The organism is Flavobacterium sp. P21, from assembly GCF_050632225.1.
In the GTDB taxonomy this organism is placed as follows: Bacteria; Bacteroidota; Bacteroidia; order Flavobacteriales; family Flavobacteriaceae; genus Flavobacterium.
On the sequence record NZ_CP192585.1, the window covers coordinates 5,099,936 to 5,124,129 of the forward strand.

General features: G+C 34.6%; 20 protein-coding genes, 2 tRNA genes and 6 pseudogenes. 15 read left to right on the plus strand and 13 right to left on the minus strand.

Translation table 11 applies throughout. The annotated features are described in order from the left end of the window. Positions 1–38 precede the first annotated feature (38 nt). The 4 genes and pseudogenes from htpG to ACQ9BO_RS25640 all read left to right on the plus strand — a co-directional run bounded on the left by htpG (position 39) and on the right by ACQ9BO_RS25640 (position 3,710). Positions 39–1,923 (plus strand): annotated as a pseudogene (gene htpG / locus ACQ9BO_RS25625) (molecular chaperone HtpG). Positions 1,924–2,047: 124 nt separating this feature from the next. Beyond that, entirely contained in the window at positions 2,048–2,293 is a 246-nt protein-coding gene (locus tag ACQ9BO_RS25630) for a hypothetical protein (protein ID WP_431242998.1), read from the plus strand. A gap of 109 nt (positions 2,294–2,402) precedes the next feature. Then, a complete protein-coding gene (locus ACQ9BO_RS25635; protein ID WP_431242999.1) occupies positions 2,403–2,855 on the plus strand; it encodes a hypothetical protein in 453 nt (150 codons plus the stop codon). Between the two features lie 131 nt (positions 2,856–2,986). Further along, positions 2,987–3,710 (plus strand): annotated as a pseudogene (locus ACQ9BO_RS25640) (DUF4369 domain-containing protein). Between the two features lie 66 nt (positions 3,711–3,776). On the opposite strand, the gene ACQ9BO_RS25645 reads toward ACQ9BO_RS25640, so the two are convergent. The 8 genes and pseudogenes from ACQ9BO_RS25645 to idi all read right to left on the minus strand — a co-directional run bounded on the left by ACQ9BO_RS25645 (position 3,777) and on the right by idi (position 7,539). Beyond that, on the minus strand, positions 3,777–4,232 hold the full coding sequence (locus ACQ9BO_RS25645; protein WP_431243000.1) for a hypothetical protein: 456 nt from the start codon (positions 4,230–4,232) through the stop codon (positions 3,777–3,779). 199 nt (positions 4,233–4,431) lie between these two features. After that, a tRNA-Thr gene (locus ACQ9BO_RS25650) sits at positions 4,432–4,505 on the minus strand. Between the two features lie 107 nt (positions 4,506–4,612). After that, a tRNA-Thr gene (locus tag ACQ9BO_RS25655) sits at positions 4,613–4,686 on the minus strand. A 75-nt stretch (positions 4,687–4,761) separates the two neighbouring features. Next, on the minus strand, positions 4,762–5,028 hold the full coding sequence (locus ACQ9BO_RS25660) for a hypothetical protein (RefSeq protein WP_012022371.1): 267 nt from the start codon (positions 5,026–5,028) through the stop codon (positions 4,762–4,764). Between the two features lie 57 nt (positions 5,029–5,085). After that, a pseudogene (locus tag ACQ9BO_RS25665) lies at positions 5,086–6,047 on the minus strand (type I phosphomannose isomerase catalytic subunit). Positions 6,048–6,116: 69 nt separating this feature from the next. Continuing rightward, positions 6,117–6,576, minus strand: a pseudogene (locus tag ACQ9BO_RS25670) (peroxiredoxin). Between the two features lie 3 nt (positions 6,577–6,579). Next, on the minus strand, positions 6,580–6,990 hold the full coding sequence (locus tag ACQ9BO_RS25675; protein WP_431243001.1) for a 6-carboxytetrahydropterin synthase: 411 nt from the start codon (positions 6,988–6,990) through the stop codon (positions 6,580–6,582). A 21-nt stretch (positions 6,991–7,011) separates the two neighbouring features. After that, entirely contained in the window at positions 7,012–7,539 is a 528-nt protein-coding gene (gene idi / locus ACQ9BO_RS25680; RefSeq protein WP_431243002.1) for an isopentenyl-diphosphate Delta-isomerase, read from the minus strand. A 294-nt stretch (positions 7,540–7,833) separates the two neighbouring features. On the opposite strand from idi, the pseudogene msrB reads away from it, so the two are divergent. Further along, positions 7,834–8,387: pseudogene (gene msrB / locus ACQ9BO_RS25685) on the plus strand (peptide-methionine (R)-S-oxide reductase MsrB). Positions 8,388–8,395: 8 nt separating this feature from the next. Next, positions 8,396–9,006: pseudogene (msrA, locus tag ACQ9BO_RS25690) on the plus strand (peptide-methionine (S)-S-oxide reductase MsrA). Between the two features lie 93 nt (positions 9,007–9,099). On the opposite strand, the gene ACQ9BO_RS25695 reads toward msrA, so the two are convergent. After that, positions 9,100–9,519, minus strand: a complete 420-nt coding sequence (locus tag ACQ9BO_RS25695; RefSeq protein ID WP_431243003.1) for an META domain-containing protein — start codon at positions 9,517–9,519, stop codon at positions 9,100–9,102. Positions 9,520–9,801: 282 nt separating this feature from the next. Between ACQ9BO_RS25695 and ACQ9BO_RS25700 the strand changes: the two genes are divergently transcribed. The 3 genes from ACQ9BO_RS25700 to ACQ9BO_RS25710 all read left to right on the plus strand — a co-directional run bounded on the left by ACQ9BO_RS25700 (position 9,802) and on the right by ACQ9BO_RS25710 (position 13,214). Next, positions 9,802–11,205, plus strand: coding sequence for an aminopeptidase P N-terminal domain-containing protein (locus ACQ9BO_RS25700; protein WP_431243004.1), 1,404 nt, complete (start codon positions 9,802–9,804; stop codon positions 11,203–11,205). Between the two features lie 535 nt (positions 11,206–11,740). After that, positions 11,741–12,118, plus strand: coding sequence for a cupin domain-containing protein (locus ACQ9BO_RS25705; protein ID WP_431243005.1), 378 nt, complete (start codon positions 11,741–11,743; stop codon positions 12,116–12,118). Between the two features lie 136 nt (positions 12,119–12,254). Next, positions 12,255–13,214, plus strand: a complete 960-nt coding sequence (locus tag ACQ9BO_RS25710; RefSeq protein WP_431243006.1) for a quinone oxidoreductase family protein — start codon at positions 12,255–12,257, stop codon at positions 13,212–13,214. 320 nt (positions 13,215–13,534) lie between these two features. Here the strand turns inward: ACQ9BO_RS25710 and ACQ9BO_RS25715 are convergent, their stop codons facing one another. Then, complete coding sequence (locus tag ACQ9BO_RS25715; RefSeq protein WP_431243007.1) at positions 13,535–15,094, minus strand: NAD(P)/FAD-dependent oxidoreductase; 1,560 nt, start codon at positions 15,092–15,094, stop codon at positions 13,535–13,537. A 433-nt stretch (positions 15,095–15,527) separates the two neighbouring features. Between ACQ9BO_RS25715 and ACQ9BO_RS25720 the strand changes: the two genes are divergently transcribed. Continuing rightward, complete coding sequence (locus ACQ9BO_RS25720; protein WP_431243008.1) at positions 15,528–15,764, plus strand: hypothetical protein; 237 nt, start codon at positions 15,528–15,530, stop codon at positions 15,762–15,764. A gap of 91 nt (positions 15,765–15,855) precedes the next feature. On the opposite strand, the gene recQ is transcribed toward ACQ9BO_RS25720, so the two are convergent. Further along, positions 15,856–18,051 carry a DNA helicase RecQ gene (gene recQ, locus ACQ9BO_RS25725; RefSeq protein ID WP_431243009.1) on the minus strand — a complete coding sequence of 732 codons (2,196 nt, stop codon included), beginning with the start codon at positions 18,049–18,051 and terminating at the stop codon, positions 15,856–15,858. Between the two features lie 88 nt (positions 18,052–18,139). On the opposite strand from recQ, the gene ACQ9BO_RS25730 reads away from it, so the two are divergent. The 4 genes from ACQ9BO_RS25730 (at position 18,140) to lptB (ending at position 21,206) form a co-directional block, all read left to right on the plus strand. Next, positions 18,140–19,105, plus strand: a complete 966-nt coding sequence (locus ACQ9BO_RS25730) for a KpsF/GutQ family sugar-phosphate isomerase (RefSeq protein ID WP_431243010.1) — start codon at positions 18,140–18,142, stop codon at positions 19,103–19,105. Continuing rightward, positions 19,105–19,920: a twin-arginine translocase subunit TatC gene (gene tatC, locus ACQ9BO_RS25735; RefSeq protein WP_431243011.1), complete on the plus strand. Its 816-nt coding sequence runs from the start codon at positions 19,105–19,107 to the stop codon at positions 19,918–19,920. The genes ACQ9BO_RS25730 and tatC overlap by 1 nt, the downstream gene beginning before the upstream one ends. Continuing rightward, positions 19,913–20,263 (plus strand): carboxymuconolactone decarboxylase family protein, encoded by a 351-nt coding sequence (locus ACQ9BO_RS25740; protein WP_035650271.1) that lies wholly within the window; start codon positions 19,913–19,915, stop codon positions 20,261–20,263. The genes tatC and ACQ9BO_RS25740 overlap by 8 nt, the downstream gene beginning before the upstream one ends. Positions 20,264–20,465: 202 nt before the next feature. Next, complete coding sequence (lptB, locus tag ACQ9BO_RS25745) at positions 20,466–21,206, plus strand: LPS export ABC transporter ATP-binding protein (RefSeq protein WP_012022391.1); 741 nt, start codon at positions 20,466–20,468, stop codon at positions 21,204–21,206. A gap of 99 nt (positions 21,207–21,305) precedes the next feature. Here lptB and ACQ9BO_RS25750 read toward each other — a convergent pair whose 3' ends face one another. Together ACQ9BO_RS25750 and ACQ9BO_RS25755 are read right to left on the minus strand one after the other, a co-directional pair. Continuing rightward, positions 21,306–22,160, minus strand: coding sequence for a glycoside hydrolase family 25 protein (locus ACQ9BO_RS25750; RefSeq protein WP_431243012.1), 855 nt, complete (start codon positions 22,158–22,160; stop codon positions 21,306–21,308). A gap of 10 nt (positions 22,161–22,170) precedes the next feature. Continuing rightward, positions 22,171–22,881 (minus strand): CDP-alcohol phosphatidyltransferase family protein, encoded by a 711-nt coding sequence (locus tag ACQ9BO_RS25755; protein ID WP_431243013.1) that lies wholly within the window; start codon positions 22,879–22,881, stop codon positions 22,171–22,173. Positions 22,882–23,209: 328 nt separating this feature from the next. On the opposite strand from ACQ9BO_RS25755, the gene ACQ9BO_RS25760 reads away from it, so the two are divergent. Beyond that, on the plus strand, positions 23,210–24,193 hold the full coding sequence (locus ACQ9BO_RS25760; RefSeq protein ID WP_431245212.1) for a PorV/PorQ family protein: 984 nt from the start codon (positions 23,210–23,212) through the stop codon (positions 24,191–24,193). Position 24,194 lies beyond the last annotated feature (1 nt).

The following is a 24,194-nucleotide window of genomic DNA, read 5'->3' on the forward strand; positions in this document are numbered from 1 at the left end:
ATGAAAATCATCAGATTAAACTCAAAAATTAAAAAAATATGACAACAGGTAAAATTAATGTTTCAGTAGAAAACATCTTTCCCTTAATCAAAAAGTTCTTATACAGCGACCACGAAATCTTTTTGCGCGAGCTGGTTTCAAACGGAACTGATGCTACTTTAAAATTAAAACACCTTATCAGCATTGGCGAAGCTAAAGTTGAATATGGAAATCCAATCATCGAAATCAAAATCGATAAAGAAGGCAAAAAAATCCACATTATCGATCAAGGTTTGGGTATGACTGCCGATGAAGTAGAAAAATACATCAACCAAGTTGCTTTTTCTGGAGCAGAAGAATTCTTGGACAAATACAAAGATTCTGCTAAAGATTCTGGAATTATTGGGCACTTTGGTCTTGGTTTCTATTCTGCATTTATGGTTGCTGAAAAAGTAGAAATCATTACAAAATCATACAAAGATGAGCCTGCGAGCACACTGGACATGTGATGGAAGCCCAGAATTCACTTTAGAACCAGCTGACAAAACTTCACGCGGAACAGAAATTATCCTTCATATTGCTGAAGATTCTTTAGAATTCTTAGAAGATTCTAAAATCAGTGGATTGTTGAGCAAATACAACAAGTTCATGCCTATTCCAATCAAATTTGGAACAAGAACAGAAACCCTTCCAAAACCTGAAGATGCGCCTGAAGATTACGTTAATGAAACTGTTGAAATCGACAATATCATCAACAATCCAAATCCAGCTTGGACAAAACAGCCTTCTGAATTATCTGATGAAGACTATAAAAACTTCTACAGAGAATTGTATCCAATGCAATTTGAAGAACCATTATTCAACATTCATTTAAATGTAGATTACCCTTTCAACTTGACTGGTATTTTGTATTTCCCAAAATTGGGTACTGATATGCAGATCCAGAAAGACAAAATTCAGTTGTACCAAAACCAAGTTTACGTAACAGATAACGTAGAAGGAATTGTTCCTGAATTCTTGACGATGTTAAAAGGTGTGATTGATTCTCCAGATATTCCGTTGAACGTTTCTCGTTCTGGCTTACAGGCTGACGGAGCGGTTAAGAAAATCTCAAACTACATCACTCGTAAAGTTGCGGATAAATTAAAATCATTATTCAACGAAAACCGTGCTGATTTTGAAGCAAAATGGAACGACATTAAAATCGTTTTGGAGTACGGAATGCTTTCTGAAGACAAATTCTACGAAAAAGCCGGAGCATTTGTTTTGTATCCAACTGTAGATGACACTTATTTCACTTTAGAAGAATTAAAAGAAAAACTAAAAGAAAACCAAACTGATAAAGATGGCAAATTAGTTGTTCTTTATGCAGGAAACAAAGATGCTCAACACTCATATATTGAGGCCGCAAAAGAAAAAGGTTACGAAGTATTGCTGTTAGACTCTCCTATTATTTCGCATTTAATTCAAAAAATCGAAAACGACAATAGCGGATTGACTTTTGTTCGTGTTGATTCTGACCACATTGACAACTTAATCAAAAAAGAAGAAAATGCAATTTCGAAATTATCTGATGACGAAAAAGCGACTTTAAAAACTTCTTTAGAAGCTTATATTCCAAAAGCATACAGCGTTCAGCTAGAGGCTATGGATTCGCAAGCGACTCCATTCATTATTACGCAACCAGAATTTATGCGAAGAATGAAAGAAATGAGTCAAACTGGCGGCGGCGGAATGTTCGGAATGGGTAATATGCCAGAAATGTACAATTTGGTTGTAAATACAAATTCTGACCTGGCTTCAAGCATTTTGAATACTGAAGATAAAACACACCAAGAACATTTGGTAAAACAAGCTCTAGATCTAGCTAAATTATCACAAAACCTTTTAAAAGGTGAAGCTTTGACTGCTTTTGTAAAAAGAAGTTTCGAGATGATCAAATAAGATTTTCATCCTAAAACAACCTCAAAAATCCTGTAAGTTTTGCTTACAGGATTTTTTTATTGCAATTCATTTTTTTTGTTACATTTGAAGACCTTTAAAATCTAATCTTAAACAAAAAACTACTATGAAAAAAATTGCCATTTTAGTCACAACAGTTTGTGCTACAGCACTTACTTACATTTCATGCTCAGGCGGTGACGACATTGCCAACCAAACAGACACTACAGCTGTTGGCGCTTCAATTTCTATCGATGCCGCTAACGAAATGGACGTCAACACAGGATTATCTGTAACTAACAGCTCAACAACATCAAAACCTGCGGCAGCTGGTTTGCGCAACAATTACCGTTTCCGCCGGAACTTATCCTAAAGTATACACAGTAGATTATGGAACTACAGGATGCGTTGATAACCAGCTTACAAGAAAAGGAAAATTAAAACTTACACTTACTGGACCAGTAACTACTACAGGAAGCAAATTGACAATTGAAAGAATTGATTATTCGATTAATGGAATTAAGCTTGAAGGAACAATTGAATACACAAACACTACAACAGTTGCGACTGTACCACAATTCACTAGAAAAGTTACCAATGGAAAATTTACTGATTTATTAGGCAGAGTGTACACAAACTCTGGAAGCTATACAGTAAAACAAACTGCAGGTGTCGACACTCCATTTGTTCTTGAAGACAACGTTTACGAAATGACTGAAGGAACTCACACTGTAACTACAGATAAAGGAGCAACTTTGACATTGACTGTTCAAGAATCTTTGGTTAAAAAATATTCTTGCCAATACATTTCAAAAGGAAAATTGAAAATCGAAGGCGGATTCCTAAAAGGTGTTATCGACTACGGAAACAATGACTGCGACAGCAAATTCACTTACACACACGAGAGTGGTGTGAGCTACAATTTGCAAATGTAAAAGTCTCATTTTTATAAAAATACAGCAATCCCAATTTAGAAATAGATTGGGATTTATTTTTTATTAAAATTTTAATCACACCTACTACATTCAAACTATTTTCTTTATTTTGCACCAAAATCTAAAAACCAATGAAAAAATCGATTATTGCCTTTGCGAGCAATTGCCCTACTAGCATCATGCGACAAAAAAGAAACACCTACTGACCACGTACACCTTACAGGAAACATTAAAGGATTAAAAGAAGGAACTTTATATATTCAAAGAATTGTTGACACATCACTTGTGGCAATCGACAGTGTTAAAATTGACGGAAGCTCGGCTTTTGAAAGAGATATCAAATTAGAATCTCCAGAAATGCTTTATTTGTTTTTAGACAGAGGAGTTAGCAACTCTATGGACAATAATATTTTATTTTTCGCAGAGCCTGGAAACATTAATATCGACACCAACCTAGACAACTTTATTTATAGTGCCAAAATCACAGGATCAAAAAACCAAGAATTATACGAAGAGTATAAAAAAATAAACAACCGTTTTAATGATGAAAGTCTAGCATTGGTGGAGCCAAGATTTAAAGCGATGAAAAGAAATGATCAAAAAGCTGTAGACAGCATTAACGCAAAAGATGACTCTAATACGAAAAGAAAATACTTATTTGCTACAAACTTCGCTCTTAACAATAAAGATCACGAAATCGCACCTTATATTGCTTTAGCAGAGATTTATGACATCAATGTCAAATTTTTAGATACCATTCAAAAGTCGATGACTCCAAAAGTAGCTCAATCACTTTATGGAAAAAAGTTGACTAAATATGTTGCTGACATCAAAAAACAAGAGCAAAAACAATAAAACCTAAAACAAAAAAACGTCCTTTCGGACGTTTTTTTATGCTTATATAAATCTTATTTCTAGAAATTATCTTCCTAATATACCTCCAAGCATTGCAAGCACAAATATAAGTGCATAAAGCGACAATATTGTAACCATTAAGATACCGATGAATTTATAATGCGATTTCAAATATCCTAATGAAGATGTCAATGCCTCAGAATCGTTTTCTTTAAAAGCTCTTTTTGCATTAGAACCAAATCTGAACAAATAATACACTGGAAAGAAATAAAGAGCAACAAAAGCTAAATAAATAAAGCTCATAAATGCTCCTACAGAACCTGCGAAAAGGCCTGCCCCCATTGTATTACCTAGAGACGCAAAAATTGCTCCTGCAAAAATCGCAAAAACAACAAAAAGCCCAACACCTATAAATCCAAGAATTGACAAAAAGTAAGCCCACTTTGCGGTTTCTTTCAAAAAATCTTTTGCAGATTGATCGAGTCGCATCTCGAAATTTTCAAACACTGAAGTTTCTTCCATTATTAGTATGTTTTTGGTTAAAAAACAAACATAAGAAATTTATTGTTTAAAAAAACCAAAAAGAAAAATTCTAAAATTAAATAAACATGAAGATTTAAATTAAAAAAATCCAAATTCCAACTTGAAACCTGAAACTTCAAAAACACAAACTTTTAATTTTGAGCAAAAAAAAACCACCACATTTCTGTGATGGTTTTTGAGCCGATAGAGGGACTCGAACCCACGACCTGCTGATTACAAATCAGTCGCTCTAGCCAGCTGAGCTACATCGGCCTATTTTGCGAGTGCAAAGATAAAAATGTTTTTTAATATTCCAAAAAAATTTCGCACCTCTCTCTATAATTAAAAAAACCACCACATTTCTGTGATGGTTTCCGTTGAGCCGATAGAGGGACTCGAACCCACGACCTGCTGATTACAAATCAGTCGCTCTAGCCAGCTGAGCTACATCGGCCTCATTACGGGTGCAAATATAAAGCGGTTTTTCAATTTCCCAAAATAAATTTGCACTTTTTTACACTTTTTTTGCTTAAAGTGCGTTGATTTTTTCAATCAATTGATTAGCAGTTTGTTCTAATTCAACATTGATTTGTTTGAAATGTGCTTTTTTATTTTCAACGTTCTTAGCGTTCACTTTTGTAATCAAAGTATCAAATGCGGCAATAGCTTCATCGATCAAAGCATTCGTTTCTGGAGTAGGATTTCCTGTTGTAGACATCTCAAACAAGTAAACTGCCTCAATAATATCTCCTAATACGAAATTGATGTCTTTCTTTAAATTTTTAACGTTTGCCATTTTTATTATAATTTTAATTTGCGTCTGCAAAAATACACATATTCTTTATATTAAGTGCTATGAAATGTAAATTTCTAAAATTGAAGCTTTTCCGCTCAAAACAAATGCATTTATCGCGACTGGAACCAAAACCGTATCTCCTTTTATGTACGTATGCTTAAAGCCATCAAATTCGATTTCAAAACTTCCTTCAACACACATATATACGGTAAATGTTTCTCCAGATTTAGAAACTTCGACTTTATTTTCTAACGGAATTAAATTTGTTGTAAAATAAGGACAATCGACAACTGTATTCGAAACGTTTTCTTTTGTTTCGTATTTTTTTGAGTATCAACTTTATTGTAATTGATTGCGTCAAGCGCTAAATCTACGTGCAATTCTCTTTTATTTCCCTGTGCATCTACACGGTCAAAATCATACAAACGATAGGTAATATCTGAAGTCTGTTGAATTTCGGCAACAACTAATCCAGCTCCAATTGCGTGAACTGTTCCTGTTTCCAAAAAGAAAACATCGCCAGATTTTGCTTTTACACCATCCAAAATCGAAACCAATGTATTATCATGCAAATGCTTTAAATATTCCTCTTTACTTGAGTCTTCTTTAAATCCCACAATAATTCTTGCATCAGCATCGGCTTGCATTACATACCACATTTCTGTTTTTCCAAAAGAATTATGACGTTCTTTTGCCAATTTATCATTTGGATGAACCTGAATTGAAAGATCTTCGCGAGCATCAAGGTATTTAAAAAGCAACGGAAATTGTTTTCCGAAACGCTCGTAAACTCTACTTCCAAGAATTTCATTTGGAGTTTCATCAATTAATTGCATTAATGATTTTCCTTTTAAAGCGCCATTTGAAACTACGCTAACATCGCCTTCCACTGTCGAAAGCTCCCAGCTTTCGCCAGTAATTTTAGAAGTAATTGGTTTATTTAATAAAGTCTTAAGTTTTTCTCCTCCCCAGATTCTTTCTTTTAAAATAGGCTCAAATTGTAATGGATAAAATTGCATGTTTATTATTGTTTTGTTTTAGCTAATATCTTTATTATTTAAATATCTAAATAATACTATTTTCTTAATTTATAATACTAATTCTTTAATCGTTTCTAAAGCTTTCGGAATATGTTTCTGTCGCATTCATGCTATCAAAAATCAAGATTACGACACCATTGCGATCCACGATATAAGTTACTCTTCCTGGCAAAAGTCCAAAAAGGTTATTTCGCACCCCAAACAATTGCCTCAATCTTTTATCTTGATCTGACAACAAAATAAAAGGCAACTTGTGTTTATTGGCAAATTTGTGATGTGATTTGACACTATCACTGCTGATACCAATAACTTCGGCGCCTAAATCTTTGAAATCTTCATATTGATCGCGAAAACTACAGGCTTCGGTAGTACAACCCGGCGTGTTATCTTTCGGATAAAAATAAATTACGAGTGGCTTTCTCCCTAAAACGCTTTTGCTTTCAAAAAGTTCCCCATGACTATCTTTTGCAGTAAAATTCGGAACTATATCTCCTATTTTTAATGACATTTATTATTCTCCTTTATAAGTTACAAAATTGCGGTCCGTTTCATAAAGCACGATTTCTAGATCAAAATCAGGCTGAATTCTTTTTTTAATTTTATTCCATATCACAACAGCAATGTTTTCAGCTGTTGGATTCAAATCCTGAAATTCTGGAACATCCAGATTCAGGTTTTTGTGATCAAACGGAATCTCAACTTCTTCCAGTATAATATCCGCTAATACTTTCACATCTAAAACAAAACCAGTTTCCGGGTCAATTTTACCTGTAACACTAACTGTCAAACCATAATTGTGACCATGAAAATTGGGATTATTACATTTTCCAAAAACAGCATTGTTTTTTTCATCTGTCCAATCTTTCCTATGTAATCGATGCGCGACATTAAAGTGTGCTTTTCTTGATATGGTTACTCTCATCTAGGTTTTTGGTTGCTTTGGTTATAATTTATGGTCTTCAAGATAATGATCAAATTCATCAAAAATTATCTTAAACCATACGGTATAAATTTCGGGCTGTTTTTCAATATCAGCTTTTACATCTTCAATACTCATCCATTTCCAAGCTTCGACCTCATCTGGATTTATGTTTGGCTCATCATTATAATAACCAATCATAACATGGTCGAGTTCATGCTCGGTTAAACCGTTATCAAAGGGCGCTTTATAAATAAAATGAAAAAGCTCTTTCAATTCGGCTTCAAACCCCATTTCTTCAAATAATCTTCGGCTTCCCGCTTCAATGTTGGTTTCTCCTTCTCTTTGATGACTGCGGCAAGTGTTTGTCCACAGCAAAGGCGAATGGTATTTATGATGCGCACGCTGTTGCGGCATGATTTCGTTTTTACTATTTAAAATAAAAACTGAAAAGGCACGGTGCAAAAGCGCTTTTTCATGTGCTTCTAATTTTGGCATTAAGCCAATTTGTTCATCGTTTTGATTAACTAGTATTACGTTTTCTTCTATCATAAGGCTTCTTAAGCAAACAAAAATACGAAAAAAGAAATGGCTTAAAAATGCTAATTAAGCTAGTCAAAATCTAAGCTCAAAACCCATTTTCTATTCTATTGATTTACAGCATTATATTTTATATTAAAAATTAAAAGCTGTTAAAATTAAGACATAAAAACTACATTGCCCTATTTTACGTAACTAATAAAAAGTTAAAACACACTTAAAAAAATCTCAATACTCACTCCAACTGTAATTTGAAGCTAAATCTCGACGTATCTTTGAAATACAGATTAAAGCACCCAAGAACTTATGAAATCTAAAAATCTAATTTTAAGCCTTTGTTTTTTGCTACCGCTTTTTATTCTACAAGCCTGCGGTCAAAACACAAAAAAACAGTCTGCTAAAACAATTGCTATGGAAAACAAAATCAGCAAACCTGGAAACCCATATTATTCGAATACTGATACAACCAAATTAAACGTAAGTGATGCCGAATGGAAAAAGGTTCTTCCAGAAGATGTTTTTGCAGTAATGCGTAAAGCGGATACCGAAAGGCCTTTTACAGGAAAATATTGGAATACTGATGAAAAAGGAACGTACTATTGCGCTTCTTGCGGCAACAAACTTTTTAGATCGACCGCTAAATTTTCAAGCAGTTGCGGTTGGCCAAGTTTTTTGAACAAGAAAACAAAACCAGCATAATTTTTAAAAATGACGATTCATACGGAATGGAACGAATCGAAGCACTTTGCGGGCGTTGCGGTGGACATTTGGGCCATTTATTTGATGACGGTCCTGAACCAACTGGAAAACGTTATTGCATGAACTCAATTGCTTTAGATTTTGTTCCCGATTCTAAATAATTTATACTATGAAAAATATATTCTTAATTTGTTTGTCTATTTTATCATTGAACGGGTTTTCACAAAACAAAAAACCTTCAAATCTTGAAACTATTACGCTCGGTGGCGGATGTTACTGGTGCGTTGAAGCAGTTTATGAAAATTTAGACGGAGTAAAATCTGTGGTTTCTGGATTTTCTGGAGGCAATGTCCCTAATCCTACTTATGAAGAAGTTTGCACGGGAGAAACCGGTCATGCCGAAGTGGTTCAAATTACATACGACAAAAACGAAACTGATATTAATGAAATCTTCAAAGTCTTTTTCACCGTTCACGATCCTACAACTTTAAATCGTCAAGGCGCAGATGTTGGAACGCAATACCGCTCAGTGATTTTTTATAAAAACGAAGAACAAAAAAGGTCGCACAAAGCATTATTGCCGAACTGAACAAAGCAAAAGTTTATAATAATCCGATTGTAACTAAAGTTGAACCTTTCAAAGTTTTTTACAAAGCCGAAGATTACCATCAAAATTATTATGCCAACAATAAAAATCAGCCGTATTGCAAAATGGTCATTCAGCCGAAAATAGAAAAATTCGAGAAAGTCTTTAAAGACAAACTAAAAAAGAAGTCATAAAAAAAGGGAAAATGAATCAGTTTCGTTTTCCCTTTTTTATACTATTGAACTTTGTCAAAGTCTGAAACTTTGACAAAGTTGAGTAAGTTGAAATTATTGCTTTGCTACTTTTTTGAATCGCATCATTGCCACATCGCCTTCATTCAAAATCAATTTTCCATCTTTATCGATAGAATAGCTTGTGATTTTTTTCATTTGTTGCAAAAATTGTTGTTCTCCTCCTCCATCACAAAACATTAATGTAGATGGTCCTGGCTCTCCAAAAGTCAAAGAATTCCCTTTTAATGTATAAGGCGCGCTGTATCCGTTGCATCCATTATTTCCAAAAACTTTTGTCTCTTTTTGATCAAAAGTAATTTCAGGTTTTTTATTTGGATACAGACCTTCAAAAGCAATTCTTGCTCCTGAAATATATTCTAATTCCCAAGTTGTACCAAATAAATTTCCTCCGCTTGAAGCGTCTTTTGATGCCTTACAAGAAGTTAATAATACCATTAAAACCGAAACGGTCATGCGAGTGTATATTTTTTCATAAAAAATGTGTTTTAAAGATTACTATAATTGTTTTTTGAAGATTAAAATTATTCTATAAACATTCTTTTCTCAATATTCGTGCCCAGTTACGCGATTTATTAAAGTTTGAATTCCTCAGGAAACTGTAATTTTCTAATCTCTAAGTTACATCATTTTGTTTAAAACAATATTAATCAAACATTTAAATTACATTTTGTGATTGTATTTTTTTTGTAATTTGCAGTATCATAAAACTAAAAATCATCAATAAAAAACCACAAAATGAAGCAATTATTCGTATTCTTTGCATTCTTACTTACAATCAACCAAATTCATTCACAGGAAAACCTTCCAACAGATTATCTTTCAAAAGAATTCCATAAAGGTCGTCGCGAAGCTTTTAGAGCCTTGATGCCTGCTAATTCTGTCGCTGTAATTTTTTCGTATCCAGAAAGAATTTTTTCAAAAGATGTCAATTACAATTATCACGCAAACCCAGATATGTATTACTTATCAGGCTACAAAGAAGCAGATGGGGTTTTATTGATTTTTAAAGAGCCACAGGGAGATGAAAAATACAATGAAATCCTTTTTGTGAGAGAAAGAAACGCTAATCGTGAAATGTGGACAGGAAGACGTTTAGGTGTTGAAGGCGCTAAATCGAAACTAGGGTTTTCAACTGCTTACAACGGAAAAGATTTTAATGCTTTTAAAATTGATTTTCAAAAGTTCGACAAAATAATTTACGATAAAATCCCGACAGATCTAACCAACGACAAAAGTGGATTTGATCTTTTTGGGTTAATTCAGATTTTTAAATCCAAAGCTTCAATTACACAAGAAAACGAATCTTCTACAGATTTATTTAACAATATCACCAATTCTCTTCGCGAAATAAAAACTCCCGAAGAACTAGATTTAATGCGCAAAACCGTAAAACTTTCTTGCATTGCGCACAATGAAGTTATGAAAGCTGTTGGCCCAGATATGAGCGAAAACGAAGCCGACGGAATTCACATGTATGTTCACAGACATTATGGTGCCGAAGACGAAGGCTATCCTCCAATTGTTGGCGTTGGAGCAAATGGTTGTATTTTGCACTACGGAGAAAACAATGCTTCAAAAATGGAAAATCAATTGTTGTTAATGGACGTTGGTTCTGAATATCATGGGTATTCTGCAGACGTTACCAGAACAGTTCCTGCAAACGGAAAATTCACCGAAGAGCAAAAAGCCATTTACCAAATAGTGTATGAAGCTCAAGAAGAAGTTTTTAAACTTTGCAAAGAAGGGACTCCAATTCAAGATTTAAACAAAAGATCCAGAGAAGTAGTCGCGACCGGACTGATCAAATTAGGAATTATAACAGATCCTAAAGATGCCAGAATTTATTACCCTCATGGCTGTTCGCATTTTCTTGGCTTAGATGTTCACGACAAAGGAAACTACATGGGAACTTTAAAAGAAAACATGATTCTAACTGTTGAACCAGGAATTTATATTCCAGCAAACAGCAAATGCGATAAAAAGTGGTGGAACATTGGCGTTCGTATCGAAGATGATATTTTAATGAAAAAAGATTCATACGAAAACCTTTCTGCAGAATCGCCAAGAAAATGGCAAGATGTCGAGGCGATGGCCAAACAGAAAAGCACTTTTAATGATATGAAATTGCCTAAAATATAAAACCGAAAAGTTTTTAAAAGCAACCTAAAAACAAAGCCATTTGTAAATAAAAAGTATTTACTAATGGCTTTGTTGTTGTATCATTTCACGAATATTCGGATTAAAACAAATACAAATAACTAAAAACAAATACACTACAGGCAAGAGTAAGACTAATAATTTGATTTTAAAACATCCCACATCTCTTTTTTTGTAAATTAGTAGTCCCAAAATAGACACTATTTATCGCACTTCAGTTTCCCAAACCAGTGAAGATAAGCCGAAAAAAAATGACAGATTCAAACAAGCGACATGGAGATCTGCATTACCGAAATCCGAAGATCCCACATCTGCGAAATGAAATCCAATTTTTCTAGCTGAATATCCTAACCGTAATTTTTCGAATCAGGAAAAATCCTCCTCTTCGCATTAATTTTAAAAAAAATGCACTGCAAGAGAACTTTGTCTTTTTCACAAAATGCAACCGTGACAAAGTTTTCAAAAAGAACACGTAATAAACAATTCTGGGAAAATTTAACCAATAAAAAGAAATGAAATGAAAACAATTAAAAAGAATTTAATGCCTCTGTTCCTACTATTACTTTTGATGTTAAGTGTGAATATCTATGCACAAGACCCCTTAAAAGTAGCGCCTAATGCATATAAAAAGGTGCTTCTTGAGAATGAAAGAGTAAGAATATTGCAAGTTGAGATTAATCCTGGAGAAACAATACCATGGCATCATCATCCTGATCACACCATCTATGCATTGGCTGATGGAAAAATTGAAATAACCGATAAAGGCAAAGCTCCCATTGTTATGGATATTAAAGCCGGAGATGCCATGTACATACCAGCTGTTACACATATGGCTAAAAATTTAGGAGATACAACTGTTAATTTGATTGTAACGGAAATAAAAACTAAAAAATAAACCATGAACGATGTCCCAACCTTTTTAATTTAACTCAAAGTAACAACCTGAATTCAAGTTGTTACTTTTTTTTAAGATTATTTTTAAAATGGAGCCAATATATTTTCCGTTCTTTGTAAACTTAAAAAAACTAAAAATGAAAGCACTTACTTTCTCCACTTTCGGAGATTCAGATGTTTTAAAATATATCGAAATTCCTAATCCACAGTTAAAAAGCGATGAAATTTTAGTCGAAATGAAAGCCATCGGACTAAATTTTGCCGATGTTTACAGACGAAAAGGAAATTATCATTTAAAAGGAAATCCGCCTTTTATTGCAGGTTATGAAGGCGCTGGAATTGTCGTTGACGCCAATAATCATCCTGAATATAAAGTAGGTGACCGCGTGGCTTTCGCCGATGTTCCTTTCGCAAATGCAGAATTGGTCACAGTTAATACAAATCATGTTTTGCCTTTGCCTGAAGCAATTTCTTTCGAAACGGTCGCTTCAGTTTTATTACAAGGTTTAACCGCACATTATTTAGCAACCGACAGTCATAAAACTCAAAAAGGCGAAACCGTATTAATTCATGCTGTTGCAGGTGGCGTTGGGCAAATTCTAACTCAAATCAGCAAACTTTTTGGCGCAACTGTTATTGGTTTAACCTCATCTGCAGAAAAAGCAAAAGTTGGTTTAGAATATGGCGCAGATTATGTTTTCCTTTATAATGACGATTGGAAATCACAGGTTTTCGAAATTGCCCCAAAAGGTGTTGATGTTGTTTACGACAGTATCGGAAGCACTTTAGCTGAAAGTTTCGAAGTCACAAAAGAATGCGGACAAGTTGTTTTCTTCGGAATGGCCGGAGGAGATCCTGCGCTTGTAGATCCAAGAATGCTTATGGACGGCTCAAAAACCTTAACCGGAGGCGATTTATGGAGTTATTTAAATTCGAAAGAAGAAAGAATCAAACGCGCCACTCAATTATTCAATTGGATTACTGAAGGAAAAATCAAACTTTCAGAACCAACCTCTTTCAAATTATCAGAAGGAAAATTAGCGCATGACTATCTTGAAAGCAGAAAAAGTACAGGAAAAATTATTTTGATTCCGTAATTAATAATCTGGGCGTGCCATCAATAAAAAAGGAGCCAACTATGCAAAACGCTTAGTCGGCTCCTTTTTTATTGATGTCGGGCTATCCGCGCTACTTCGGCGACTTGCTCCTATCCCTCACGCGAAAAACATTTTGCATATAATATATAGTCCCTACAGGACATTCTCAATCTTTAACACATTTTTTGCTACCAATATTCAACTCCTAACGGAGTTTGTAATTAGCAAAATTAATATCTCGTAGAGATTAAATATTGGTAGAAAAAACAATTACGTATTACAATTTGTTCCGTAGGAACTATATATTTAAACGTGCTAAATTATCTCAAGGCCTCTGCAATCATTAAAGCACATTTTTCGCCATCAATTGCCGCAGAGATAATTCCGCCAGCATAACCTGCTCCTTCTCCACACGGGTATAATCCTTTTATTTGCAAATGCTCTAAAGTGATTGGATCTCTTGGGATTCTTACTGGTGATGAAGTTCTGCTTTCTGGTGCATGCAAAATAGCTTCATTGGTTAAATAACCTCGCATTGATTTTCCAAATTCCTGAAATCCCTGACGCATAATCTGCGTTAAAAATCCTGGAAAAACTTGACCCAATTCTACCGAAGTAGTTCCCGGAACATATGACGTTTTCGGAATATCTGTCGAAACTTTGCTTTGCGTAAAATCGATCATCCTTTGCGCAGGCGCTTTTTGAGTTTGTCCAGCCAAATGCCATGCTTTTTGCTCGATGCTTTTTTGAAATTCCATTCCGGCCAAAGCTCCAAATTTTGCGAAAGGTTTGAAATCTTCTAATTTCAATTCCACCACAATTCCAGAATTTGCCGTTGACTGATCACGTTTTGATGGCGACCAACCATTTGTAACAACCTCGCCCGGACTTGTAGCACAAGGCGCAATTACACCACCCGGACACATACAGAATGAGTACATTCCGCGTCCGTTAACTTGTTTTACAATTGAATAAGGTGCTGGAGGCAAATGTTCCCCACGAAAATCACAACTGTATTGAATACTATCAATTAATTCTTGCGCATGTTCTGCACGAACACCCAAAGCAAAAGGTTTTGCTTCGATTAAAATTTTCTTTCTATCTAATAATTCAAAAATATCACGCGCCGAATGCCCCGTTGCTAGGATCAATTTATTAGCGTGAATTTTATCTCCGTTTCGAGTTACAATTCCTTCAACCTCATTATTCTTTACTAGAATATCGCTTACACGAGTTTCAAACAGAACCTGACCGCCAAATTCCCTAATTTTATTTCGGATGTCTTCAATAATTTTTGGCAATTTATTAGTCCCAATATGCGGATGCGCTTCCACCAAAATATCTTCTGAAGCACCAAAAGCAACTAAAAGTTCTAAAATTCGGGTTACATCGTCGCGTTTTTTAGAACGCGTATATAATTTCCCATCCGAATAAGTTCCTGCACCGCCTTCTCCAAAACAATAATTCGAATCTTCGTTTACGATATGCTCACGATTGATTGCTTTCAAATCGCGACGACGTCCTCGAACGTCTTTCCCACGCTCAAGTACAATTGGCTTTAAGCCTAATTCTATTAATTGCAATGCGGCAAAAAGTCCGGCAGGACCTGCTCCAACCACAATAACTTCTTGCGCATTAGAAACATCTTTATATATAGGAAGCTCAATTTTAGTTTCCTGAAAAGATTCTCCTTTTAAATAAATTACAACTTTCAAATTGATTTTGATCGCTTTCTGGCGCGCATCAATTGATCGTTTTAAAATAGAAATATGCTGAATTTCATTTGGAGAAACTTTAATTTGTTTGGACAAATAATCTTTAAGCAACACTTCGTTTGCGGCAGTTTCTGGAGTTACCTGAAGTAAAAGTTCTCTTGGCATTGTATCTTATATATTAGCTTTTCTTTCTATGAAAAGAAGATGCAAAAGTACAATTTTGTAATGAGATTTTAACTTTAATGAAAAATTTGCACACAGATTAAAACAGATCAAAGCAGATTTTATGATTAATGCATCTTTCGCAAAACCTATATTATTTCTTTTTGTCCACAGATTATTATGATTAAAAAGATTTCTTTTCAGAACGATTAGACGCGCCGCAGTGCGCCTCTACTTTACTGTGAATTTTGCAAACAGATTACACAAATCTAAACAGATTTTCAGCACAAAGCATATCGTAGAGACGCACAGCTGTGCGTCTACGCAACGAGTATCCACAATACGTTACACTGCCGTGCGTCTCTACAGAAAAACCTAGAACCTTTAAAAAGACTTTGTACCTTTGCAACTCTGAACCTTTGCACCTTTAAAAAAAATGTCTAGAAAAATAAAACTAATTTGGGATTTCCGCGGACCAGCTTCTGCAAAAACAGCAGAACATCACGAAATTCATCTTAAAGATTATATTGTTATTGAAAAGCTTCCAATAAACATTACGGGTTTTACAATCCTAAACGATATGCATGCGACCGCTTTTATGGTTGTAACCGATGAAAACATGATTCAGGTACGAGATGCTTTAAAACCGCATCGTGGAGAACTCTATGAGTAGTTTTCAGTTTTCGGTCACAGTTTTCAGTTTTGCACTGAGACTAATTTTAAGTCACAGTTTACTGAGACCGTAAACTGCGACTGTAAACTTTTTAATTCGCAACTTCACTAATAAACTTAATACGCATTAAACGCAGTTCATCAATATCATAGTCGCCATCAAATTCTTTTAAGGCATCTTCAATTTTATCTGATTCTGATTCCATGAAGTAATCGTGAATTTCTTCTTGTTGATCGTCATCCAGCATATCATCAAGCCAATATTTGATATTCAGCTTTGTTCCTGAATAAACAATCTGTTCCATTTCTTTGATCAAAGCATCCATCGAAAGTCCTTTTGCAGAAGCGATATCGCTTAACGGCAGTTTTCTGTCAATGTTTTGAATAATATAAAGTTTATTTGCTGAGTTGACACCAGTAGATTTTACAACCAAATCATCTGGACGAATAATATCATTGTCCTCAACATATCGGCTAATTAAAGCTACAAACTCGTCGCCGTATTTTTTTGCTTTTCCTTCACCTACACCGTGAATATTATACAATTCTTGTATGGTTATTGGATATTTTAAAGCCATATCTTCAAGAGAAGGATCCTGGAAAACTACAAATGGAGGGACTCCAAGTTTTTTGGCTACTTTTTTACGAAGTTCACGAAGCATTCCGGTTAAAACTTCATCTGCAGTACCAGAAGATTTGCCTCCTGTTACAATTGTTTCATCATCTGCCTCTGTGTATTCATGATCTTCAGACATCATAAATGACACTGGATTTTTGATAAAATCTAAACCTTCTTTTGTGATTTTTATAACGCCGTAAGTTTCAATATCTTTTGACAAATAACCTGAAACCAAAACTTGTCGCAATAATGCCATCCAATATTTTTCATCGTGATCAGAACCTGATCCAAAGAAAGACTGAGTATCTGTTTTGTGCGCTTTAATCACAGCATTTACGCGTCCAATTAAAGTAAACACAATTTCTTTTGATTTATAAATATGTTTAGTGTCCCGAACAATTTCAAGCAATTTGACCACTTGATCTTTGGCTTCCACTTTATGTTTCGGATTACGAACGTTGTCGTCCATATCTGCACCTTCGCCGGTTTCGCTGTCAAATTCTTCTCCGAAATAATGAAGAAGAAACTTTCTGCGTGACATTGAGGTTTCGGCGTAAGCCACAACTTCCTGCAAAAGTGCAAAACCAATTTCCTGTTCCGCAACTGGTTTTCCAGACATGAATTTCTCTAGCTTTTCTACATCTTTATAAGAGTAGTATGCCAAGCAATGTCCTTCTCCACCATCACGTCCGGCACGTCCGGTTTCTTGATAATAACTTTCGAGTGATTTTGGAATATCGTGGTGAATTACAAAACGAACATCTGGTTTATCAATTCCCATTCCGAAGGCGATTGTTGCAACAACAACATCTACATCTTCCATCAAAAACATATCTTGATGTTTCGCTCGTGTTTTAGCATCTAAACCTGCGTGGTAAGGAACTGCGCTGATTCCGTTAACTTGTAAAACTTCGGCAATCGATTCTACTTTTTTACGGCTTAAGCAATAAATAATTCCAGATTTGCCTTTATGTTGTTTGATAAATCGAATAATATCCGACTCAATATTTTTCGTCTTTGTGCGAACTTCATAAAACAAGTTCGGTCTGTTGAATGATGCTTTAAAAGTATTTGCATCAGACATATCAAGGTTTTTCAGAATATCTTCCTGAACTTTTGGGGTTGCAGTTGCGGTAAGTCCAATAATTGGCACTTTTCCTAATTGCTTAATTATACTTCTAAGATTCCTGTACTCTGGCCTAAAATCATGTCCCCATTCTGAGATACAGTGCGCTTCGTCAATCGCAACAAAAGAAATTGGCACACTTTGCAGGAAAGCCACATATTCTTCTTTTGTCAATGATTCGGGCGCTACATATAAAAGCTTGGTCAAACCAGAGCTGATATCTTTTTTAACCTGGGCAATTTCAGTTTTAGTAAGCGAGGAATTTAAAACGTGGGCAATTCCGTTTTCTGAAGAAAGGCTTCGAATCGCATCAACCTGATTTTTCATCAAAGCAATTAAGGGTGAAACGACAATTGCCGTTCCTTCCTGAATTAAAGCGGGTAATTGATAACAAAGAGACTTTCCACCGCCCGTAGGCATAATTACAAAAGTATTCTTCTTACCTAAAATACTCGTAATGACTTGCTCCTGCAAGCCCTTAAATTGGCTAAAGCCGAAATACTTCTTTAATTCCTTGTGTATTTCAATTTCGTTTGAATTCATTCTTTATTTTAATGGATATTTTTGTATAAATTTGCAACACATAAAGATACAACTTTCTTTTATACATACAAATTTTAAATATTCTGTTTTGATCTCAAAAGAAAATATATTGGCGATTGCCAAAAAAACAATACTATCTGAAAGTGAGGCAATTACAAAATTAATTGATTTTCTTGATGAAAATTTCTACGAAGCCGTTCAGCGTATTTACGAATGCAAAGGCCGTTTGATCGTTACAGGAATCGGAAAAAGCGCCATTATTGCACAAAAAATGGTGGCTACATTTAACTCTACCGGAACTCCATCGATGTTTTTGCATGCTTCAGAAGCCATTCACGGCGACCTAGGAATGATCCAAAATGACGACATAATAATCTGTATTTCAAAAAGCGGGAACAGTCCTGAAATTAAAGTTTTAGTTCCATTATTAAAACGTTTCGGAAATACTTTAATTGCTATGACAGGAAACATAACTTCATTTCTAGCAAAAGGCTCAGATTTTGTTCTCAACACAACTGTTGAAATCGAAGCTTGCCCAATAAATCTTGCACCAACAAACAGCACAACAGCACAGCTTGTCATGGGAGATGCACTTGCAGTTTGTTTAATGGAAATGCGTGATTTTAAACCCGAAGATTTTGCAATTTATCATCCAGGTGGTGCTTTAGGAAAAAAATTGTTGCTTCGAGTTAAAGATATGATTGAGCACTCGTTGAAGCCTCAAGTTACTCCGGAAACATCTGTTAAAAAGGTAATTTTTGAAATTTCTGAAAAAAGATTAGGTGTAACAGCTGTTATCGAAAATGATAAAATTATCGGAATTATTACGGACGGAGACATCCGAAGAATGCTAAATGACGTAGATACTATTGCTGACTTAACTGCAAAAGATATTATGTCGAAAAACCCAAAATTAGTTTCGTCAGAAACTATGGCTGTTGATGCTTTGAATATTTTAGAAGATTTTTCAATCACACAGCTAATCGTTGCCGATAATGGCGAATATAAAGGAGTATTACATTTACATGACATTTTAAAAGAAGGAATCGTATAATGGCAAAGAAAAATCTTGGCGAAATGTCATTTTTGGATCATCTTGAAGAACTAAGATGGTTATTGGTTAGAAGTACACTTGCAACATGCATTATGGCATTTGTTACTTATTTTATTAGTGATTATTTGTTTGATCAAATTATTTTAGGTCCAATTCGACCAACATTCTTTACCTATGTTTGGTTTTGCGACTTATCGCATTCATTAGGATTTGCAGACAGCATTTGCATTACAGAGCTGAATTTCATTATTCAGAATACCGAAATGGAAGGGCAAGTAAATATCTTTGTGTGGATGTGTCTTTTGGCAGGTTTCATATTAAGTTTCCCTTATATCTTATGGGAAATCTGGAAATTTATTAGTCCGGCGCTTTATGAAAAAGAAAGAAAAAATGCGAAACTATTCATATTCGTTTCATCATTGCTTTTCTTTTTAGGCGTATTGTTTGGGTATTTTGTAGTAATTCCGATGTCGGTGAATTTCGTTGCTACTTTCTCAGTGAGTGATATTGTAAAAAATCAATTTACGCTAGAATCTTATATGGGAATGGTAAAAACGAGTATTCTCGGAAGTGCCATCTTTTTTGAATTGCCAATCGCTATTTATTTCTTAACCAAATTAGGATTAGTAACTCCTACTTTCTTAAGAAAATATTGGAAATATGCTGTAGTAATCATTTTGATTATCGCCGCAATCGTAACACCACCGGATGTAGTGAGCCAAACTATTGTGGCAATCCCGATGTTGATTATCTACGAAGTAAGTATCCTTATTTCAAAAATTGTTTATCGAAATAAATTAAAAGAAAATGTCTGATATAGTTCAAGAATTTAACGACTATCGTTCTAAAATGAACGAAAAATTATTGGCTGACAATAACAAAATTGTAAAGCGAATTTTTAACCTTGACACAAACGCATACGCTCCTGGAGCACTTGACGTAAAAACAAAAGAACTTTTAGGCTTAGTGGCATCTGCTGTTTTGCGTTGTGATGATTGCGTAAAATACCATTTAGAAACAAGCTACAAAGAAGGCATTTCTAAAGAAGAAATGATGGAAGCAATGGGAATCGCAACTCTTGTTGGCGGAACAATTGTTATTCCGCATTTAAGAAGAGCTTACGAATTCTGGGAAGCTTTAGAAGAAGCTGGGAAGTAATTAGAAAATGTGTCAATTAGATAATTAGATAATTACCTTAAAAACGTAAATATCTGATTTTGAAAACGCAATAATTTGTTAATTCATTTATCTGATTGATTATTTTGCTTTTAATTTGCCACTTAAAACAAATTTTAAATTAAAAATTGAGTTAGTTTTTCAATTATCTCATTTTCAAATTATCTAATTATCTAATTAAAAAATGAAGCTAAGAGCCGATAATTTAATCAAAACCTACAAAGGACGAAGTGTTGTAAAAGGAATTTCTGTTGAGGTAAATCAAGGGGAAATTGTAGGGCTATTGGGTCCGAATGGTGCTGGAAAAACCACTTCTTTCTATATGATTGTTGGATTGGTAAAACCAAATCAAGGGAATATTTATCTTGATGATTTGAATATTACCGATTATCCGATGTACAAACGTGCACAGCAAGGAATTGGTTATTTAGCACAAGAAGCTTCCGTTTTTAGAAAATTAAGCATTGAGGATAATATTCTGAGCGTTTTACAATTGACAAAACTTTCGAAAGAAGCGCAAATTGCCAAAATGGAAAGTTTAATTGAAGAATTCAGCTTAGAACATATTCGCACCAACCGAGGCGATTTACTTTCTGGAGGAGAACGTCGTCGTACGGAGATTGCACGCGCATTGGCAACTGACCCAAAATTTATTTTATTGGATGAGCCTTTCGCTGGAGTTGACCCAGTTGCGGTTGAAGATATTCAGCGAATTGTAGCGCAATTAAAAAATAAAAACATCGGAATTTTGATTACCGATCACAACGTTCAGGAAACATTAGCAATTACCGACAAAACATACCTAATGTTTGAAGGTGGAATCCTGAAAGCCGGAGTTCCAGAAGAATTGGTAGAAGATGAAATGGTTCGCCGTGTTTATCTTGGGCAAAACTTCGAACTTCGTAAAAAGAAACTTGAGTTTTAAAAAAGTATTCAGTCGCAGTTTTCAGTCTCAGTGAATAGTGAAAACTGCGACCAAATATCCCTTACAAAAAAACTGTAAACTGTGACTGTGACTGCAAACTTACTCCACGGTAATAAACTGCAATTGTTCTAAGTCTCCGTTATAAATATTCACATCAACTCGATGTTTGATTCCCGGCAGAGAAGCTTTTTCTGTAAACTGCCAAAAAAGCCAATCGTCTTCAATTTTTTCTCTGTAGAAATTGTAATTGGCAATCCAGAATAAATATTCGCTAAATTCTTCTTTTAGAAAATCCGAATAATATCGTTCTCCCGAATAAATTATTGGGCGAACTTGATAATGTTTTTCAACTTTTGTCAACCAACGTTTCAAGCCTTTTTTCAAACTGTCCAAAGGCTGATTTTTCGGCAATTTTTCAATATCCAAAACAGGAGGAAGATCGCCTTTTTGCAATTTTACAGTTTTAATAAAAAGATTAGCCTGTTCAATAGAATTTTCATTTGGGCGGTAATAATGATATGCGCCTCTCATGATTTTATTTTCTTTTGCTCCTTCCCAATTTCTTTTAAATTGTCTGTCTACATAATCATTTCCGGCAGTTGCTCGAATGAAAACAAATTGCACTGGATATTTTTCATCCAAAATTTCAACTTCTTCCCAATCCACTTTTCCTTGAAATTCGGATACATCAAATCCGACTACTTTCCCTTTGTGATTTTCGAGAACGCGAATATTTCGAACATCAGAAAGATGCTTATCAACTTCATTTTCATCTAAAATTTTATCCGATTTAAATCCGAGGTAATACGCTAATCCGGCACGATAATGATATATTGTCCCAATGAAAAGAACTATTAAGAAGGAGTATACAATAAACCGAATCAGCTTGCTTAGAAAAGATCTTCCGGCCGGTTTTCTTGCATATGTTTTACGGTAAGTTGTTTTTCTTGCCATTCGGATACAACTACTTTTTCAAAAACATATTATTTACGATTGACAACAATACATAAAAAATGATGATAACTGGAATCGCCCCAAACTGAAGCAATAAAAGCAAAACAAGAGAAATTGCCAAAAACACGATTTGGAGTACATTATCCTTAAAAGTGAATTTTTTAATTTTTAAAGCAAACAAAGGAATTTCAGCATTTAAAATATAAGCACTACATAACGTAATCACCAATAAAACATATTGATTCGTTAAGATTTCAAGCAACATCAAAGAATCTGAAAATTTCAGAACCAAAGGCAAGCTCAAAATAAACAATGAATTTGCAGGAGTTGGCAAACCAATAAATGAATCGGTTTGGCGTGTATCAATGTTGAAATTTGCTAATCTATAACAAGAACCCAAAGTCACAATAAATCCAAGAAACGGAATCGCAGGATTTGTTCCTAATTCGTGAGCGCTGTTTGAAAACAAAGTATACATTACATAGCCCGGCGCAACACCACTGGTAACCATATCTGCCAAAGAATCCAACTGCAAACCAAGCGGACTAGAAACTTTGAATAATCTAGCGAAAAAACCATCAAAAAAATCAAAGAAGATTCCTAAACAAACCATATAAAAAGCCATTTCATAATTGGCTTCGGAAATAAAAACAATGGCTACACAGCCACAAAAAAGATTTATTAAGGTAATTAAATTAGGAATGTGTTTTTTGATATTCATCTTTATAAAATTTGATAATGGTGAGAACAAATTTCGTATAAAATAACATGCCATTTTTACATTTATGATAAATTATTTAAACAATCTGCCTGAATTCTTATAGTAGATAGAAAACGAGTCCGTTAAAAAGAAGTTTCAAATCGCAACTTTGTCGATATTTATCCGAAGGACGAAAATTAGATGAGTAAAATATTCTATTTTTGGAAAAAATTAAAATAGGCCTCAGTCTGCAAATAAATAGCCGTTGAAAAAACTTTTTGCGTTTTTATTGTTTTGGAGTTTCGCTTCACAGTATGCACAAACCGTTCGGAAATATTCGAATGAGTTTATGAATATTGGTGTTGATGCGACCGCATTAGGAATGTCGAGCGCGGTTGTAGCTTCTACAGATGACGTGAACGCCGTTTACTGGAATCCTGCAGGATTAACACATCTTGAAGATCATCAAATTTCATTAATGCATGCGAATTATTTCGCCAATATCGCGCAGTACGATTACATTGGCTATGCTAGCCCGATTGATGATCGAAGCGCTTGGGGAATTTCGATGATTCGTTTTGGTGTTGATGATATTATGGACACGACTCAATTAATCGACAACCAAGGAAATATCGATTATAACAGAATAAGTTTGTTCTCGACTGCAGATTATGGTTTTACATTTTCTTACGCAAGAAAATTGCCTGTCGAAGGTTTTCAATATGGCGTAAATGCAAAAGTGATTCGAAGAATTATTGGAAAATTTGCCAATTCCTGGGGTTTTGGTTTTGATTTCGGCTTGCAATTTGAACATAATGATTGGAAATTTGGATTGATGCTTCGCGACATTACGACTACTTATAATATCTGGAATATTGACGAAGAAGAGTATGCCAAAATTGCCAATGCAATTCCGGGCGAAAACAACGAATTACCTGAAAGTACCGAAATTACTTTGCCAAAAGCACAATTAGGAGTTTCTCGAAGATTTGATTTTCACAATGATTACAGCCTTATGACAGCTGTAAATTTGAACATGCGATTTGAGCAAACAAACGATATTATTTCTTCAAAAGCCGTGAGTATTGATCCTGCAATTGGTTTTGAATTTGGCTATACAGATCTTGTATTTTTAAGAGCTGGAGCCGGAAACTTCCAAAATGTAATGCAATTGGATAATACTGAAAAAGTCAATTTCCAACCCAATATTGGTCTTGGTTTTAGATACAAAGGGATCCAAGTTGATTATGCTTTGACCGATTTAGGAAACCAAAGTACTGCACTGTATTCGAATATTTTTTCCCTAAAAGTAGATTTAGGTATCTTTAGATAAT

Excerpts from the sequence above, each read along its gene's own strand:
- ACQ9BO_RS25630 (WP_431242998.1), top strand. The coding sequence starts at position 2,048 with ATGAAAAAAATTGCCATTTTAGTCACAACAGTTTGTGCTACAGCACTT.
- ACQ9BO_RS25645 (WP_431243000.1), bottom strand. The coding sequence starts at position 4,232 with ATGGAAGAAACTTCAGTGTTTGAAAATTTCGAGATGCGACTCGATCAA.
- ACQ9BO_RS25660 (WP_012022371.1), bottom strand. The coding sequence starts at position 5,028 with ATGGCAAACGTTAAAAATTTAAAGAAAGACATCAATTTCGTATTAGGA.
- ACQ9BO_RS25675 (WP_431243001.1), bottom strand. The coding sequence starts at position 6,990 with ATGAGAGTAACCATATCAAGAAAAGCACACTTTAATGTCGCGCATCGA.
- idi (WP_431243002.1), bottom strand. The coding sequence starts at position 7,539 with ATGATAGAAGAAAACGTAATACTAGTTAATCAAAACGATGAACAAATT.
- ACQ9BO_RS25695 (WP_431243003.1), bottom strand. The coding sequence starts at position 9,519 with ATGACCGTTTCGGTTTTAATGGTATTATTAACTTCTTGTAAGGCATCA.
- ACQ9BO_RS25700 (WP_431243004.1), top strand. The coding sequence starts at position 9,802 with ATGAAGCAATTATTCGTATTCTTTGCATTCTTACTTACAATCAACCAA.
- ACQ9BO_RS25705 (WP_431243005.1), top strand. The coding sequence starts at position 11,741 with ATGAAAACAATTAAAAAGAATTTAATGCCTCTGTTCCTACTATTACTT.
- ACQ9BO_RS25710 (WP_431243006.1), top strand. The coding sequence starts at position 12,255 with ATGAAAGCACTTACTTTCTCCACTTTCGGAGATTCAGATGTTTTAAAA.
- ACQ9BO_RS25715 (WP_431243007.1), bottom strand. The coding sequence starts at position 15,094 with ATGCCAAGAGAACTTTTACTTCAGGTAACTCCAGAAACTGCCGCAAAC.
- ACQ9BO_RS25720 (WP_431243008.1), top strand. The coding sequence starts at position 15,528 with ATGTCTAGAAAAATAAAACTAATTTGGGATTTCCGCGGACCAGCTTCT.
- recQ (WP_431243009.1), bottom strand. The coding sequence starts at position 18,051 with ATGAATTCAAACGAAATTGAAATACACAAGGAATTAAAGAAGTATTTC.
- tatC (WP_431243011.1), top strand. The coding sequence starts at position 19,105 with ATGGCAAAGAAAAATCTTGGCGAAATGTCATTTTTGGATCATCTTGAA.
- ACQ9BO_RS25740 (WP_035650271.1), top strand. The coding sequence starts at position 19,913 with ATGTCTGATATAGTTCAAGAATTTAACGACTATCGTTCTAAAATGAAC.
- lptB (WP_012022391.1), top strand. The coding sequence starts at position 20,466 with ATGAAGCTAAGAGCCGATAATTTAATCAAAACCTACAAAGGACGAAGT.
- ACQ9BO_RS25750 (WP_431243012.1), bottom strand. The coding sequence starts at position 22,160 with ATGGCAAGAAAAACAACTTACCGTAAAACATATGCAAGAAAACCGGCC.
- ACQ9BO_RS25755 (WP_431243013.1), bottom strand. The coding sequence starts at position 22,881 with ATGAATATCAAAAAACACATTCCTAATTTAATTACCTTAATAAATCTT.
- ACQ9BO_RS25760 (WP_431245212.1), top strand. The coding sequence starts at position 23,210 with ATGAATATTGGTGTTGATGCGACCGCATTAGGAATGTCGAGCGCGGTT.